This window comes from Streptomyces sp. NPDC050997 (genome assembly GCF_040660135.1).
Classification (GTDB): Bacteria; Actinomycetota; Actinomycetes; order Streptomycetales; family Streptomycetaceae; genus Streptomyces.
In genome coordinates this window covers 271,696-286,442 of the sequence record NZ_JBFAGK010000002.1, presented here as the reverse complement: position 1 = coordinate 286,442, position 14,747 = coordinate 271,696, and the positions used below count along the sequence as shown (strand labels likewise).

Sequence of the window (14,747 nt, the reverse complement as noted above, 5' to 3'; positions counted from 1 at the left end):
CGGCCCTGGTGAAGCGGACGGGCGTTCAGTCCTGGGGAAGCGGTCGGGTGTCGGGCGCGATCTGACTGCCCGGCGTCGCCCGCACGATCGTGATCAGTCGGTCCGTCAGTTCCAGCGTTCCGACCGCCGGATCGTCGTAGCCGAGCACCCGGTGCCCGCGTACGACGCTCACCACCAGGTCGTCCGTCTCCCGCGCCCGCTTGCCCACCTCGGCCTTTATGACCGGCCGTTCGATGATGTCGAGCCCGCTGCCCTGCTGGATCAGGTCCTCCATCACCATGCCGGCCGCGGGGCTGAGCACGGACAGCCCGAGCAGCCGTCCGGCCGCACTGGCGCTGGTGATCACCGCGTCGGCGCCGGACTGCTTCAGCAGCGGCGCGTTCTCCTCCTCGCGCACGGCGGCCACGATCTTCGCGGCCTTGTTGAGCTGGCGGGCCGTCAGGGTCACCAGGACCGCCGTGTCATCGCGCTGGGTCGCGATGATGATCTTCCGCGCCTTGTGCACCTCGGCCCGCTTCAGCACCTCGCTGCGGGTGGCGTCGCCCAGGACACCCGCATAACCGTTCGCGGTCGCCGCGTCGATCGCGTTACCGCTGGGGTCGACCACCACGACCTGCTCCTTCTTCAGGCCCGTCGCACAGACGGTCTGGATCGCCGACCGCCCCTTGGTGCCGAAGCCGATGACGACGGTGTGGTCGCGCAAGGTGGACCTCCAGCGGTTGAGCCGCCATTCCTCCCGGGTGCGTTCGGTGAGGACTTCGAGCGTGGTGCCGACCAGGATGATCAGGAACAGCACACGCAGGGGCGTGATGACGAAGATGTTGGTGAGCCTGGCGGCATCGCTGACCGGGGTGATATCGCCGTAGCCGGTGGTGGACAGGGTGACGGTCGCGTAGTACCAGGCGTCGAGGAAGTCGACCGAGCCATCGGAGCTGTCGTTGTAGCCGTCGCGATCCACGTAGACGAGCAGGGCGGTCGCCACGAGGACCAGCAGGGCCATCGACAGCCGTTTGGCCACCTGTCGGAACGGGTGCTCCACCACGGTGCGCGGGAGCTTCACCCGATGGGTCACGAGATGTTCGTCCGCCTGCCGGGCGATCGCGTCATGGCCCGGAAGTTTCACGTGAAACACACCCCGATTCCGGCGCTCGCCCAGGGCAGATCGAGGAGTTCGCTCTCCTGACCGGCCCGCGAGCCACCGGGTGGTACGACGGCCAGAGCATCGGCCGCGGCGATGCCCCGCAGCATCGCCGGACCGTTGTAGTGCAGCGGCACGGCCCGGTCGCCACGCAGGACGACCGGGATGAGCCGGGTGTCGTACGGGTGCCCGTGCACCTCGTCCTGGAGCGGCAGCGTGTACGACTCCGGGACGGGCCGTGACGCGAGAGCCCGCAGCAGCGGCTCGGCGAGCGTGAGCAGGCCGGAGACGGCCGCGAGGGGATTGCCGGGCAAGCCGACGAGGTGCTGGTTCTCCTTGGTACGGGCCAGCAGCATGGGGTGACCGGGACGCACCTTCACGCCGTTCACCAGCAGCTCGGCGCCGATGCGGCGCAGGGTGGGATGGACGTGGTCTACAGGGCCCGCGGCGGTGCCGCCGGTGGTGACGATCAGGTCTGCCCCGCTGGTGGTGATCGCCTTGTACAGGGCATCGGCTTTGTCACCGAGTCGGCGTACGGCGATGACCTCGGCGCCCATCGCACGCAGCCAGGGCGGGAGCATCGGGCCGAGCGCGTCACGGATCAGCCCGTCGTGCGGAGTGCCCTCGGTGAGCAACTCGTCGCCCAGGACGATGACTTCGACACGGGGGCGGGGGACGGCGGTCAGGGTGTCGTATCCGGCGGCCGCGGCGAGGCCCAGCACCGCTGGGGTCACCAGGGCGCCGACCGGGAGGAGTTGCTCGCCGCTGCGGCACTCCTGGCCACGCGGCCGGATGTCCTGGCCGTGCGCCGCCTCGCGGGTGGGGTGCAGACGGCCCTTGTCGTCGGTACGGCCGTGCTCGCTGCGGAGGACCGCGGTGGTGTCCGGGGGGACGCGGGCGCCGGTGGCGATGCGGACGGCCTCGCCGTCGGTGAGTGGCTCGGGCTCGGCGTGCCCGGCGAGGACGCCCTCGTCCCGGACGTCCCAGGGGCCGGGGCCGGCGACCGCCCAGCCGTCCATCGCGGAGGTGTCGAAGGAGGGCAGGTCCGTGAGGGCGGCGAGCGGAGCGGCCAGGGTGAGGCCGAGGGCGTCGTCGAGGAGGACCGAGACGGGGGCGCGGCGGGCGCCACGGGTGGTGCGGGCGGCCCGTTCGGCGATCGTGCGGGCCTCGGGCCAGGGGGTGGCCCGGTGCCGGGTTCCCGGCTTGTGTTCCTGCGGGTGCGTCGCGCCCTGCGGGTCGCTGTGGTGACCGTCCCCTGTGCCGGGTGCGGGTACCCGACCACCGGCGGAGTGGCCCTGGTTCTCGTTCACGAGGGCGAGCACCTCCTCGACGTCAAGGTCCTCGGCGTCCTCGCCGGTCCGGGTGGCGCGGGCGGTCATCAGGCGTCCGGGGCGGCGTCGGGCTTGGCGTCGGCGGTGTTCTCGTCGGCCCAGCGGAGGGCGAGGGCGGCTGCCTTGCGGGACGCCTCGGCCACCGCCTCCGGTCCGCCGCCGGCCCGCGCGGCCGCATAGCCGACGAGGAATGTGGTCAGTGGGGCCGCGGGCCGGGCCACGCCGTGGGCGGCGTCGCGGGCGAGGTCGAGCAGCAGGCCGGTGTCGACGTCGAGGTCGATGCCCAGTTCGTCCTTGACTGCGGTAATCCATTCATCCAACACGTGCCCATGCTCCCTGATGCGTGCCCTGGCGGTGGCGATGTCGTCCCAGGTGTCGCAGTCGAAGGACGCGACGGGGTCGGGGACGCGAGTGAGGTCGAGCCCCGCGGTCAGCCTGCGCAGGGGAAGACCGGTGAGGCCGCCGCTCTCGGCGGAGCCGCTCCTGGCCGGCACTCCGTTGAGCACGGTCAGCTCCCGGCGCAGTGCGGACGTGCGGTACGCGGCCACGAGCGGCTGGTCGCGGCCGTCGGTGTCCGTGACCAGCACGCCCTCGGCGTCGCTGGTCCCCAGGGCGGTCAGCAGTCGCCGTACCGTCTCCTCGGTCAGGAACGGCAGGTCGGCGGAGAGGACTACGACGTCCTGGGCTGTGGTGTGCCGCAGTCCGGCGTAGAGCGCGGCCACCGGTCCGCCGCCGGGTGGCCTCTCACGCGCCCAGGTCACGGGCCGGACGGTCGGCCGTGGGTCGGCGACGACGACGGTGGTGCGGGCGTCGGCGCAGGCGGCGAGCACCCGGTCGAGCAGTGCGCGCCCGCCCACGCGCACCCCGGGTTTGTCCGCACCACCGAGCCGCCGGGCGGCACCTCCGGCGAGCACGACGGCGTCGTATGCGGTCACCCCCCGAGTATGCGTGCCACGGCGATCACAGGGAACGCGGGGGAGTCGGCGCAATCAAGGTGCGATCAAGGTGCCGTCACAGCGTGCGCAGCAGGATTGCCGGTTGTTCCACGCAGTCCGCCACGTAGCGCAGGAAGCCGCCGGCCGTGCCGCCGTCACACACCCGGTGGTCGAAGGTGAGTGAGAGCTGGACGACCTGCCGCACCGCCAGCTCGCCCTCGTACACCCACGGCTTGGGGATGATCCGGCCGACGCCGAGCATGGCCGCCTCGGGGTGGTTGATGATCGGTGTGGAGCCGTCGACGCCGAACACGCCGTAGTTGTTCAACGTGAAGGTGCCGCCGGTGAGTTCCCGAGGCGTGAGGGTGCCCGCACGGGCCGCCTCGGTGAGCCTGGCGAACTCCGCGGTGAGCGACTCCGCGTCCCGTGTGTGTGCGTCCCGGACCACGGGGACCACCAGACCTCGCTCGGTCTGGGCGGCGAACCCGAGGTGGACCTGGTCGAGTCGGACGACCTCCCTGGCCTCCATGTCCACCGTGGAGTTGAGCTCGGGCCAACGGGTCAGGGCCGAGGTGCAGATCCTGGCGAGCAGGGCGAGGAGGGAGATCTTCGGGCCGCCGGAGGCGTTCATCGCCGTACGCGCCCGCATGAGCTCCGTCGCGTCGGCGTCCACCCAGCAGGTGGCGTCCGGGATCTCCCGTCGGCTGCGGGAGAGCTTGTCGGCTACGGCGCCGCGGATGCCCTTGAGGGGGATGCGGGTGCCTGAGGAGGAGGGGGCGGTCGTGGTGGCGGAGGCGGTCGCCGTGTCGGGGACGGCCGTCTGCGTGGGTGCCACGCGCGCGTGCGGCTCGGCCGACGGGGTGGCGGGGCGGGCCGGGGCGGCGGGGCGGGCCGGGGCGGCGGAGGTGGATGCGGAGGTGGAGGTGGAGGCGGAGGCGGCCCGCAGCGCGTACTCCACGTCCGCCCGCAGGATCAGCCCGTCGGGCCCGGAGCCGTTGAGTTCCCGCAGGTCCAGGCCGTTCGCACGGGCCAGCCTGCGCACGAGGGGGGAGATCACGGGAACGGGCCCGTCCGCCACGTCGGGCGCACCGACCTGGCCGTTCGCCGCCCCGGAGACACCGGTCGGCGCCGCTGCCCGCGCTCCCGGGGCCTGGGTCGGCTGTCCCGGGCGTACCCGGCGCCGCCGCGCGGGTGACTCGGAGGTGCCGTAGCCCACCAGCACGTTCCCGGAGCCCTCGGTCTGGACGTCGGAGGCCGGCGCGCCCACCGCCACGGTGATCAGCGGCGCCCCGACGGGCAGTTCGGTGCCCTCCTCGCCGAAGCGGGCGGTGACCACACCGCCGTAGGGGCAGGGCACCTCGACCATCGCCTTGGCGGTCTCGACCTCGACGACCGGCTGGTCGACGGCGACGACCTCGCCGACCTGGACCAGCCAGCGCACGATCTCCGCCTCGGTGAGACCCTCCCCGAGGTCGGGGAGCTTGAACTCCAACACCTGTGCCATCAGCTCTCGGCCTCCCACTGCAGGCGCCCCACGGCGTCCAGGATCCGGTCCACGCCGGGCAGGTGATGACGCTCCAGCATCGGCGGCGGGTAGGGGATGTCGAACCCGGCCACGCGCAGCACCGGTGCCTCCAGATGGTGGAAGCACCCTTCCGTGACACGGGCGGCGATCTCCCCGCCCGGGCCGCCGAAGCCGCCCGACTCGTGTACGACGACCGCTCGCCCGGTCCGCCGTACCGAGGCGCAGACCGTCTCGTCGTCGAACGGCACCAGGGAGCGCAGGTCGACGACTTCGAGGTCCCAGTCCTCCTCCCGGGCCGCCTCGGCGGCTTCGAGGCAGACGGGCACGGACGGTCCGTACGTGATCAGCGTGGCGCTCCGGCCCGGGCGCCGCACCACCGCGCGGCCAATCGGTTCAACGGCGGACGGCTCCTCGGGGTTCCAGGAGTCCTTCGACCAGTACAGGCGCTTGGGTTCCAGGAAGACGACCGGGTCGTCGGAGGCGATGGCGGCGCGCAGCAGACCGTAGGCGTCGGCGACGGTCGCGGGCATGACGACATGGAGCCCCGGAGTGGCCATGTAGTACGCCTCGGACGAGTCGCTGTGGTGCTCGACGCCGCCGATGCCGCCGCCGTAGGGGACACGGATGGTGAGCGGGAGCGGCATCGCGCCCCGGGTGCGGTTGCGCATCCGGGAGACGTGGCTGATGAGCTGCTCGAACGCGGGGTAGGCGAATGCGTCGAACTGCATCTCCACGACCGGGCGCAGCCCGTACATCGCCATGCCGACGGCCGTGCCGAGGATGCCCGCCTCGGCCAGCGGGGTGTCCGTACAGCGGGCCTCGCCGAACTCCTTGGTGAGGCCGTCGGTGACCCGGAAGACACCGCCGAGGGTGCCGACGTCCTCGCCCATGACGTGCACGGTCGGGTCGGCGGCCATCGCGTCGCGCATCGCGCGCGTGAGGGCCTGCGCCATGGTGGCCGGCTTGAGGGCGACGGTGGTCATCGGTGCGGGCCTTCCTGCTCGGCCTCCAGCTCGGCCCGCAACTGGTCGCGCTGCTCACGCAGTTGCCGGGTGGGCTCGGCGTAGACGTGGGCGAACAGGTCCATGGGGTCGAGCACCGGGTCCTGGTTCATGCGGGTGCGCAGGTCGGCGGCCATGCTCTCGGCGGCGTCGCGCGCGGCCCGGACGCCGTCCTCGTCGAGGAGGCCGCGTTCGGTCAGTTCGTGTTCCAGGAGTGCGATCGGGTCGTGTCCGCGCCAGGTCTCGACCTCGGTGTCCTGCCGGTAGCGGGTGGCGTCGTCGGCGTTGGTGTGGGCGTCGACGCGGTACGTGATCGCCTCGACCAGCGTGGGCCCGCCTCCCGCGCGCGCGTGGCGTACGGCGTCGGCGAGGACCTCGTGCACGGCGGCGACGTCGTTGCCGTCGACCAGGCGGCCGGGCATCCCGTAGCCGACGGCCTTGTGGGCCAGCGACGGGGCCGCGGTCTGCTTGGCGAGCGGTACGGAGATCGCGAAGCCGTTGTTCTGCACCAGGAAGACGACCGGGGCCTGCCAGACGGCGGCGAAGTTCAGTGCCTCGTGGAAGTCGCCCTCGCTGGTGCCGCCGTCGCCGACCATGGCCAGCGCGACCACGTCGTCGCCCTTGAGGCGGGCGGCGTGCGCGAGACCGACGGCGTGCGGCAGCTGCGTGGCGAGCGGGGTGCACAGGGGGGCCACGCGGTGTTCGCGCGGGTCGTAGCCGGTGTGCCAGTCGCCGCGCAGCAGGGTGAGGGCCTGGACGGGGTCCAGGCCGCGTGCCACCGCGGCCAGGGTGTCGCGGTAGCTGGGGAAGAGCCAGTCGCGTTCCTGGAGGACCAGCGCGGCGGCGACCTCGCAGGCCTCCTGGCCGGTGCTGGAGGGGTAGACGGCCAGCCGGCCCTGCTTGGTGAGGGCGGTGGCCTGCGCGTTGTAACGGCGACCACGGACCAGTTCGGCGTAGAGCCGGCGCAGCAGCCCGGGATCGACCTCCTTGGCCGCGTCCGTGCCGAGGACGCGGTACGGCTCCGCGTCGGGCAGCAGCGGCGCGGGGTCCGTGCGGGGCTGCCAGGCGGGCGGCGGCGATGGCCGGTACGCGCCCCGCTGCTCCATGACCGTCATAGCGGCACCTCCTCGTGGAAGCGGCTTCGGACGCGTCACGGATGTGATGCGCCTCACCTACCGATTGTTCGGTCGTCGGCACATTTTGGCTACAGGCACCCCCAGGCTGTGGACAAACGGTTCTCCACAGCCTGAGATGGACGCAGTACGTCCACGACAGGAAGGCAGGGGGACGTGGCATCTGAACAAATGGTCGAGAGCCCTGACGGCAGCGGCCCTCGGCCGTCCCCTCGCCCCCTCGACGCCATCGACGAGGACATCCTGCAGATGCTGCAGACGGACGGCCGCGCGTCGATACGGTCGGTCGCCGACCGGGTCCATGTCTCGCGCGCCAATGCCTACGCGCGCATCAACCGCCTCATCGAGGACGGCGTCATCCGCGGCTTCGGGGCCCGCGTCAACCACGAACGCGCGGGTCAGGGCACCTCGGCGTACATCACCCTGAAGATCGTCCAGAACTCCTGGCGCACAGTGCGCGATCAGCTCAGGCAGCTGCCGGGGGCCTCTCACATCGCGCTGGTCGGCGGCGACTTCGACGTCCTGCTGCTGGTGCACACCTCCGACAACCGGGCGCTGCGCGAGGTGGTGCTGACCCGGCTGCAGGCGATCCCGGAGGTGCTCAGCACCCGCACCCTGCTGGTGTTCGAGGAGGAGGACCTGGAGCCGCAGGGCTGAGCGTCCCGGGCTCCTCAGACGGGTCTGCCCAGTCCCCCGAACACCAACTGCACCACCGCTTCGGCGACGTCGCGCTCGCTGATGCCCCGTCCGTCCGGCCGGTACCACTCGACGATCGAGTTGATCATCCCGAAGACCAGCCGTGTCGCGAGCCGGACCTCCACGTCGCCCCGCACGTCCCCGTCCGCGGCCGCCGCCTTCAGCAGCTCGGCGACCCGGTGGTCGAAGTCGCGGCGCCGCTCCAGGGCCCACCGCTCGGTGCCGGTGTTGCCGCGTACACGCAGCAGCAGGGTGACGTACGGGAGCTCGGCTATGAGCACCTCGACCATGCGCCGTACGACGTACTCCAGGCGCTCCGCGGCCGGTCCCGCGCGCGCGTGCTCCTCGTCGAGGATCCCGAAGAGGCCGTCCAGCGCCCGGCTCACGGCCCGGCGCAGCAGCTCCTCCTTGCCGGTGACGTGGTGGTAGATCGACGACTTGGAGATGCCGGCCGCCTTGGAGAGGTGCTCCATGGAGGTGCCGTCGTAACCGCGCTCGTTGAAGACCTGGACGGCGACGGACAGCAGCGTCTCCGGGGTGTACGTGTCGCGCTTGGCGGTCGTCATGACGTACTGCCCTCCCGCTTGTCGGTGGCGTACGCGTGGCGGTACAGCGCGAGGGACGGCGCGTAACGCCCTGAGGGGTCGCGCATGTGCAGGTCGTCCAGGAGGGCGTAGGCCCAGTTGCGGCCCAGGCGGCGGCTCCACTCGAAGGGGCCCAGCGGGTAGTTGACGCCGAGCCGCATCGCCGTGTCGATGTCCTCCTCGGTGGCCACGCCCTTGGCGACGGCGTCGTGCGCGAAGTCGACGATCCGGGCGACGATCCGGGCGACGATCATGCCGGGGACGTCGCCGATCACGCTGACCTGCTTGCCGAGCGCCTGGAAGAGTCCGGTGGCCTCGGCGAGCGTCTGCGGGGAGGTGTCCTGGGAGGCGGACAGCGCGATACGGGACGCCCTGCGGTAGTCGAGCGCGAGGTCGAAGTAAACAACGTCCCGGAACTCGACCGAGGTCTGTCCGTCGGCGAGGGCCAGCTGACCGCCGCTGGGCAGCACCAGGCGGGTGCCGTGGTCCTCGTCCTCCTCGCGGACCTGGAAACCCGCCTCGCGGATCAGGGGGACCAGCTCCGCCGCGGGCCCGAGGTCGCCTTCGACGACCACGTACGCCGGTCGCCGCGCCGGCTCGGCGGTGTGCGGCTCGGGTTGCTCGGCGCCCTCGTCGTGGTCGTACCAGCCCTGTCCGGTCTTGCGGCCGAGCCGGCCCGACTCGACCAGGCGCTGCTGGGCGAGCGACGGCGTGAAGCGCACATCCTGGAAGAAGGACCGCCACACGGAGCGCGTGACGGACTCGTTGACGTCCTGGCCGATCAGGTCGGTCAGTTCGAAGGCGCCCATCCTGAAGCCGCCGCACTCCCGCAGGACCGCGTCGATGGTGGCGGGGTCGGCGCCCTGGGCCTCGTAGACCGCGAACGCCTCGGCGTAGAAGGGCCGCGCGATGCGGTTGACGATGAAGCCCGGGGTGTCGGCGCAGGCGACCGGGGTCTTGCCCCAGGCGCGGGCCGTCTCGTACGCGCGCGTGGCCGACGAGACGTCCGTGGAGAACCCGGAGACGACCTCGACGAGCGGGAGCAGCGGGGCGGGGTTGAAGAAGTGCAGGCCGACGAAGCGGCCGGGGTTGCTCAGGGCGCCGCCGATGGCCGTCACCGACAGGGAGGAGGTGTTGGTGGCGAGCAGGCAGTCCTCGTCGACGACACCCTCGATCTCGCGGAACAGCTCCTGTTTGACGTCCAGCCGCTCCAGAACGGCCTCCATGACCAGGGTGCAGTCAGCGAGGTCGGCGATGCTCACGGCGGGCAGCAGACGGGTGCGTGCCGCGTCCCGGTCTGCGGCGCCGAGACGGTCCTTCTCGACGAGCCGGTCGAGGCGCGCGCCGATCGCGTCGGCGGCCTCCCGGGCCCGTCCGGGCATGGCGTCGTACAGCCGTACGGTATGGCCCGCGACCAGTGCGACCTGGGCGATGCCCTGGCCCATGGTGCCGGCGCCGACGACGGCCACGGGGCTGCTGAGGTCGATTCCTGTCATGTGCGCGATCCTCCCGCACGGGGTTTTCCACAGATGCGGCGGACCCCCTTGTCCCGACCGATCGTTCGGTTACTCTAACTCTGACTGCCTGTTCCCGCCCATGTTTCTGCCCAGGTCATGAGCTCGACGAAGAGTTCAGGAAACGAGGAGTTGGTCCCGCATGGCCGCCGAACTCACCGCGCACGATCTGATCGCCAAGCACCGGCCCACCCTCGACCAGGCGCTGGAAGCGATCCGCACACGCGCGTACTGGTCCCCGCACCCCGAACACCCCAAGGCCTACGGCGAGAACGGCAGCCTGGACGCGGCGGCGGGCAAGGCCGCTTTCGACGCCCTCCTGGGCACCCGCCTGGACCTCGGCCAGCCCGGCACGGACGACTGGGTGGGCGGCGAGGTCTCCCCGTACGGCATCGAGCTGGGCGTCACCTACCCGCACGCGGACGTCGACGCGCTGCTGCCCGCCATGAAAGCCGGGCAGCAGGCCTGGCGGGACGCGGGCGCGGAGATCCGCGCGGTGGTCTGCCTGGAGATCCTCAAACGGATCAGCGGCCGGACGCACGAGTTCGCGCACGCGGTCATGCACACCTCCGGCCAGGCCTTCATGATGGCGTTCCAGGCGGGCGGCCCGCACGCGCAGGACCGCGGCCTGGAAGCGGTGGCGTACGCGTACGTGGAGCAGGTCCGCACACCCGACACCGCGGAGTGGACCAAGCCGCAGGGCAAGCGCGACCCGCTGGCCCTCACCAAGCAGTTCACACCGGTACCGCGGGGCATCGGCCTCGTCATCGGCTGCAACACCTTCCCCACGTGGAATGGCTACCCGGGCCTGTTCGCCTCCCTCGCCACGGGCAACGCGGTCCTGGTCAAGCCGCACCCGCGCGCGGTGCTGCCGCTGGCGCTCACCGTGCAGGTGGCCCGCCAGGTGCTGGCCGAGGCCGGATTCGACCCGAACCTGGTGGCACTCGCCGCCGAGCGTCCCGGCGAGGGCATCGCGAAGACGCTGGCCACCCGACCCGAGATCCGGATCATCGACTACACGGGCTCGACGTCGTTCGGCGACTGGCTGGAGGCCAACGCCCGCCAGGCGCAGGTCTACACCGAGAAGGCCGGCGTCAACAGCGTGCTGGTGGAGTCGACCGGCAACTACAAGGGGATGCTCGCCAACCTGGCCTTCTCGCTGTCCCTGTACAGCGGCCAGATGTGCACCACCCCGCAGAACCTGCTCGTCCCGCGCGACGGCATCCGTACCGACGAGGGCCCAAAGTCCTTCGACGAGGTGGTCGCGGACCTGGCCCGCTCCGTCGACGGCCTCCTCGGCGACGACGCGCGCGCGAACGCCCTGCTCGGCGCCATCGTCAACCCGGATGTGAAGGACCGTCTGGAGGCGGCCTCCGGGCTCGGTGAGGTCGCCCTGGCCTCGCGGGAGATCAGCAACCCGGAGTTCCCGGGAGCGGTCGTCCGCACACCGGTCATCGTCAGGCTGGACGGCGCGCGGAAGTACTGGGACGCGGCGGACGACGAGGCCGCCTACCTGAGCGAGTGCTTCGGGCCCGTGTCCTTCGCCGTCGCCGTCGACTCCGCGGCCGACGCGACGGAGCTGCTGCGCCGGACCATCCGCGAGAAGGGTGCGATGACGGTCGGCGCGTACACCACCGACGAGGAGGTCGAACGGGCCGTCCAGGAGGTCTGCCTGGAGGAGGCGGCCCAGTTGTCGCTGAACCTCACGGGTGGGGTGTACGTCAACCAGACGGCCGCCTTCTCCGACTTCCACGGCTCCGGCGGCAACCCGGCCGCCAACGCGGCTCTCACGGACGGGGCGTTCGTGGCGAACCGCTTCCGAGTCGTGGAAGTCCGGCGCGAGGCGTAGGGCATCTCGTAGGGCATTTTGTAGGGCATCTCCTAGGAGATGCCGAGTGTGCCCCCGGTCGCGCTCCAGTGGTACAGCGTCATGGCCACACTGGTCGCGAGGTTGTAGCTGGAGACCTGGGGGCGCATCGGCAGCGCCAGCAAGTGGTCGGCCCGCGCGCGCAGTTCGGCCGACAGGCCGCTGCGTTCCGAACCGAAGGCGAGTACTGCGTCGTCCGGGAGCTTGGTGCCGCGCAGGTCGTCGCCCTCGGGGTCCAGCGCGAACACCGGCCCGGCGGGCAGTTCGTCGACGGTCAGCCGCTCCACCGCGGTCGCGAAGTGCAGCCCGGCTCCACCGCGCACGACCGTGGGATGCCAGGGGTCGAGCGTGCCGGTGGTGACCACTCCGGTCGCGCCGAAACCGGCGGCCAGACGGATCACGGCTCCCGCGTTGCCCAGGTTGCGCGGGTTGTCGAGCACCACGACCGGCGCGGTGCGCGGGGTGTGCGCCAGCCTTTTCAGATGGGACGCGCGAGAGGGACGTACGGCCAGGGCGGCCACCGCGGTGGGGTGGGGGCGCTGTACCAGAGAGGTGTACGTCGTATCCGGGACCTCGGTCAGGAGTGCGTCCAGCGTGTCCCGTACGTCGGGGGCCAGCTCGTCGGCGAGGGCGAGCGCGGCGGCCCGGTCGACGGCGACCGCCACCGGCACCTCGGCGCCGAAACGCACCGCGTGCTTGAGGGCGTGGAAGCCGTCGAGCAGGACGGAGGCATCGGCGAGCCGGTGCCAGTGGCTCACGGGATCGGGGGCGGCGGTCATGCCGTGAAGCCTAGGTGCGTGTGCTTGGGGGCCTTGGGGTCCTCGGGGTTCGTTTGAGGCCTCGGGGCCCTCGGGGTTCCTTTGGGCGCTCGGGTCCTCGGGTCCTCGGGCAGCCTGGTGTCTAGGAGTGCTCCTGGGCTTCCTGGTTCTTCGGCGCCTCCTGGGGCTTCGGGGCCTCCGCAACCTCCGGGTTCGTCGGGTTCGTCGGGTTCAGCGAGGCCTCCGGGTCCACCGGGTCCACCGGGGTGCGTTGCCCCGGCACGCCCATCGGTACCCCCGTACGCCCCCTGCCCGCCGACCCCACCGTGACGGCTGGCACCGCCGGTATCCGCTCACGCGCGCGCGTCGCCCATCCGCCGAGACGGCGCAGGAACGGCGTCGGCAGGAACACGGCGTCGGCGGCGATCATCGCCAGCGAGAAGAACGGCAGCCCCAGGATCACCGCGATCGCGGCATGCTCGAAGATCATGGCGGTGAGCAGGACGTTCTTGACGCGTCGGTTGAACAGCGTGAACGGGAAGGCGACCTGCACGGCGACGGTGCCGTATGTCACCAGCATCACCATCGTGCCGCTGGCCGACAGCAGGTCGGCAAGGGCCGGCCAGGGCGAGAAGTAGTCGAGGTGCAGGGGGTAGTAGACGGCGGTGCCGTCCTGCCAGCGGGAGCCCTGGATCTTGTACCAACCGGCCGTCGCGTAGATCAGACAGGCCTCGGCCATGATCACGAGCAGGGCCCCGTTGTGGACGATGTTGCCGACCACGTCGAGCAGGATCCGCGGCTCGCCGGACCTGGTGAAACGCCCGACCGCCCACCACAGGGCCTGCGCGAGCCACACGACCCACAGGAGCACCGGAACCGTCGGGTCGCCGCCGAGCCGACCCGCCAGGGTCACCGCGACCAGCGCGAGCCCGAGCACGCTCCACAGGACCGGCCCCACCCGGTCCGTGACGCGCTCCCCACGCGCGCGTGCCGCCCGCGAGAGCCGTGCCCGGCGCGTGTCCAGCGACCACACCTGGCCGCAGCGGGTGAAGACGAGGTAGATGCACATCAGGTGCAGGACGTTGTCGCCGCCGTCCCCCATGAAGACGCTGCGGTTCTGCAGCGAGAGCACGCCGACCATGAAGAGCACCGATATCGTGCGCGTGCGCCAGCCCAGCAGGAGCAGGGCGCTCGTCAGGACGGCGAGTGCGTAGAGGACCTCGAACCAGAGCCGGCCGTCGGACCACATCAGGGCCGTGAAGGAACCGTTCGTCGAGATCAGCTGCTCGGCGAGGTCCCAGCTCCAGGGGCCGTCGGGACCGTACATCTCCCGGCGGTGAGGGAACTCGCGCAGCAGGAACAACAGCCAGGTCGCGCTGAAGCCGATGCGGATCACGGCGGTCTGGTACGGACCGAGGGCTGACTCGGTGACGCGGGCGATGCCGGTCGAGACGGAGAGGGCGAATCGGTTCACTTCGCGCCCCCCGCGGCCTTGTCCGCCGTGCCCGCTGTGTTCGCTGTGTTCGCTGTGTTCGCTGTGTTCGCCTTGTTCGCTGTGTTCGCCGTGTCCAGTGCGGCCGACCACCAGGGCAGCACGCGGTACATCGGTTTGTCGGAGACCTGCTCCTCGCTCCACTTGGGCGCGGGCACGTTCGTGGTGCGGGAACGTATCTGGACGAGGTCGATCATGCCGCCCTTCCCGGCCGCGTTCTCGCGTTCCAGGCGCAGCGACACTATGCGGCGCAGGTAGGTCTCGGACAGGGAGCCGCGCAGGCCCGTCGAACGGTTGTCGGTGTTGTGCGTGGCGACGAAGAAGTCCCAGGCCCGGCGCAGTTCGTTCTGCTGGGTGTGGCTCGGCAGCAGATTGCCGTCGATGGCCCGGCCGTCCTGTGCGGACAGGTCATACCAGCCGCTGGTCCGTATCCCGCCGTCCGCGGACCGGACCTGCGCGCGGACCTGGACCGCGACGTTCTGCTGCAACGGGTTCGGCGCGAAGAGCTTCCAGTTCTGCTCGAACTCCGGGTAGATCCAGTCGTCGATCGCCTTGCCGTGCTGTTTGGTCAGCGTGTTCGACGGCGCGACATGCAGGAACACCATGCCGACGTGCACACAGACGGCGACCGCGACGACGGCGAGGGCCGCGGCGACAGCGATCTGGTACCGGAGGGAGAGGGCCGCGAGTCCGGCCCGGGCGTCGGCGTCGGGGGCGCTGGGCTCGTCCGGCCGGTGCGAGGGCCTCCAGCGTTCGTCGTACGCGTCCATTCC

Annotated in this window: 13 protein-coding genes; 2 read left to right on the top strand and 11 right to left on the bottom strand. The window is 71.5% G+C overall.

Annotated features, from left to right (window positions below):
- Nucleotides 1-25 precede the first annotated feature (25 nt).
- The 6 genes from AB0H86_RS04400 to pdhA form a co-directional block, all read right to left on the bottom strand.
- Nucleotides 26-1,123 carry a potassium channel family protein gene (locus tag AB0H86_RS04400; protein ID WP_362432803.1) on the bottom strand — a complete coding sequence of 366 codons (1,098 nt, stop codon included), beginning with the start codon at nt 1,121-1,123 and terminating at the stop codon, nt 26-28.
- On the bottom strand, nt 1,120-2,517 hold the full coding sequence (locus AB0H86_RS04395) for a molybdopterin molybdotransferase MoeA (RefSeq protein ID WP_362432801.1): 1,398 nt from the start codon (nt 2,515-2,517) through the stop codon (nt 1,120-1,122). The genes AB0H86_RS04400 and AB0H86_RS04395 overlap by 4 nt, the downstream gene beginning before the upstream one ends.
- Nucleotides 2,517-3,404 carry an NTP transferase domain-containing protein gene (locus tag AB0H86_RS04390; RefSeq protein WP_362432798.1) on the bottom strand — a complete coding sequence of 296 codons (888 nt, stop codon included), beginning with the start codon at nt 3,402-3,404 and terminating at the stop codon, nt 2,517-2,519. The genes AB0H86_RS04395 and AB0H86_RS04390 overlap by 1 nt, the downstream gene beginning before the upstream one ends.
- Before the next feature lie 76 nt (nt 3,405-3,480).
- Nucleotides 3,481-4,908 (bottom strand): dihydrolipoamide acetyltransferase family protein, encoded by a 1,428-nt coding sequence (locus AB0H86_RS04385; protein WP_362432796.1) that lies wholly within the window; start codon nt 4,906-4,908, stop codon nt 3,481-3,483.
- Complete coding sequence (locus tag AB0H86_RS04380) at nt 4,908-5,912, bottom strand: alpha-ketoacid dehydrogenase subunit beta (protein ID WP_362432794.1); 1,005 nt, start codon at nt 5,910-5,912, stop codon at nt 4,908-4,910. The genes AB0H86_RS04385 and AB0H86_RS04380 overlap by 1 nt, the downstream gene beginning before the upstream one ends.
- On the bottom strand, nt 5,909-7,045 hold the full coding sequence (gene pdhA, locus AB0H86_RS04375) for a pyruvate dehydrogenase (acetyl-transferring) E1 component subunit alpha (protein ID WP_362432791.1): 1,137 nt from the start codon (nt 7,043-7,045) through the stop codon (nt 5,909-5,911). The genes AB0H86_RS04380 and pdhA overlap by 4 nt, the downstream gene beginning before the upstream one ends.
- A 189-nt stretch (nt 7,046-7,234) precedes the next feature.
- Here pdhA and AB0H86_RS04370 point away from each other — a divergent pair, with 189 nt between their 5' ends.
- Nucleotides 7,235-7,720, top strand: coding sequence for an Lrp/AsnC family transcriptional regulator (locus AB0H86_RS04370; RefSeq protein ID WP_362433667.1), 486 nt, complete (start codon nt 7,235-7,237; stop codon nt 7,718-7,720).
- Nucleotides 7,721-7,734: 14 nt separating this feature from the next.
- On the opposite strand, the gene AB0H86_RS04365 is transcribed toward AB0H86_RS04370, so the two are convergent.
- Both AB0H86_RS04365 and AB0H86_RS04360 read right to left on the bottom strand, forming a co-directional pair.
- On the bottom strand, nt 7,735-8,325 hold the full coding sequence (locus tag AB0H86_RS04365) for a TetR/AcrR family transcriptional regulator (protein WP_362432789.1): 591 nt from the start codon (nt 8,323-8,325) through the stop codon (nt 7,735-7,737).
- On the bottom strand, nt 8,322-9,839 hold the full coding sequence (locus AB0H86_RS04360) for a 3-hydroxyacyl-CoA dehydrogenase (RefSeq protein WP_362432786.1): 1,518 nt from the start codon (nt 9,837-9,839) through the stop codon (nt 8,322-8,324). Before AB0H86_RS04360 ends, AB0H86_RS04365 begins: the two co-directional genes overlap by 4 nt.
- A gap of 160 nt (nt 9,840-9,999) precedes the next feature.
- On the opposite strand from AB0H86_RS04360, the gene paaN reads away from it, so the two are divergent.
- Nucleotides 10,000-11,706, top strand: a complete 1,707-nt coding sequence (gene paaN, locus AB0H86_RS04355) for a phenylacetic acid degradation protein PaaN (RefSeq protein ID WP_362432783.1) — start codon at nt 10,000-10,002, stop codon at nt 11,704-11,706.
- Between the two features lie 32 nt (nt 11,707-11,738).
- Here the strand turns inward: paaN and AB0H86_RS04350 are convergent, their stop codons facing one another.
- The 3 genes from AB0H86_RS04350 to AB0H86_RS04340 form a co-directional block, all read right to left on the bottom strand.
- Entirely contained in the window at nt 11,739-12,503 is a 765-nt protein-coding gene (locus tag AB0H86_RS04350; protein ID WP_362432781.1) for a TrmH family RNA methyltransferase, read from the bottom strand.
- Nucleotides 12,504-12,624: 121 nt separating this feature from the next.
- The gene (locus tag AB0H86_RS04345) at nt 12,625-13,956 is read right to left on the bottom strand and encodes an HTTM domain-containing protein (protein WP_362432779.1); all 1,332 of its coding nucleotides are present in this window, start codon (nt 13,954-13,956) and stop codon (nt 12,625-12,627) included.
- A complete protein-coding gene (locus AB0H86_RS04340; protein WP_362432777.1) occupies nt 13,953-14,744 on the bottom strand; it encodes a DUF5819 family protein in 792 nt (263 codons plus the stop codon). Before AB0H86_RS04340 ends, AB0H86_RS04345 begins: the two co-directional genes overlap by 4 nt.
- Between the last annotated feature and the right edge of the window lie 3 nt (nt 14,745-14,747).

What these genes read in the sequence shown, in the direction of transcription:
- AB0H86_RS04350 (WP_362432781.1), bottom strand. Translation starts at nt 12,503, where the DNA reads ATGACCGCCGCCCCCGATCCCGTGAGCCACTGGCACCGGCTCGCCGAT.
- AB0H86_RS04385 (WP_362432796.1), bottom strand. Translation starts at nt 4,908, where the DNA reads ATGGCACAGGTGTTGGAGTTCAAGCTCCCCGACCTCGGGGAGGGTCTC.
- AB0H86_RS04395 (WP_362432801.1), bottom strand. Translation starts at nt 2,517, where the DNA reads ATGACCGCCCGCGCCACCCGGACCGGCGAGGACGCCGAGGACCTTGAC.
- AB0H86_RS04360 (WP_362432786.1), bottom strand. Translation starts at nt 9,839, where the DNA reads ATGACAGGAATCGACCTCAGCAGCCCCGTGGCCGTCGTCGGCGCCGGC.
- paaN (WP_362432783.1), top strand. Translation starts at nt 10,000, where the DNA reads ATGGCCGCCGAACTCACCGCGCACGATCTGATCGCCAAGCACCGGCCC.
- AB0H86_RS04340 (WP_362432777.1), bottom strand. Translation starts at nt 14,744, where the DNA reads ATGGACGCGTACGACGAACGCTGGAGGCCCTCGCACCGGCCGGACGAG.
- AB0H86_RS04370 (WP_362433667.1), top strand. Translation starts at nt 7,235, where the DNA reads ATGGTCGAGAGCCCTGACGGCAGCGGCCCTCGGCCGTCCCCTCGCCCC.
- AB0H86_RS04365 (WP_362432789.1), bottom strand. Translation starts at nt 8,325, where the DNA reads ATGACGACCGCCAAGCGCGACACGTACACCCCGGAGACGCTGCTGTCC.
- AB0H86_RS04380 (WP_362432794.1), bottom strand. Translation starts at nt 5,912, where the DNA reads ATGACCACCGTCGCCCTCAAGCCGGCCACCATGGCGCAGGCCCTCACG.
- pdhA (WP_362432791.1), bottom strand. Translation starts at nt 7,045, where the DNA reads ATGACGGTCATGGAGCAGCGGGGCGCGTACCGGCCATCGCCGCCGCCC.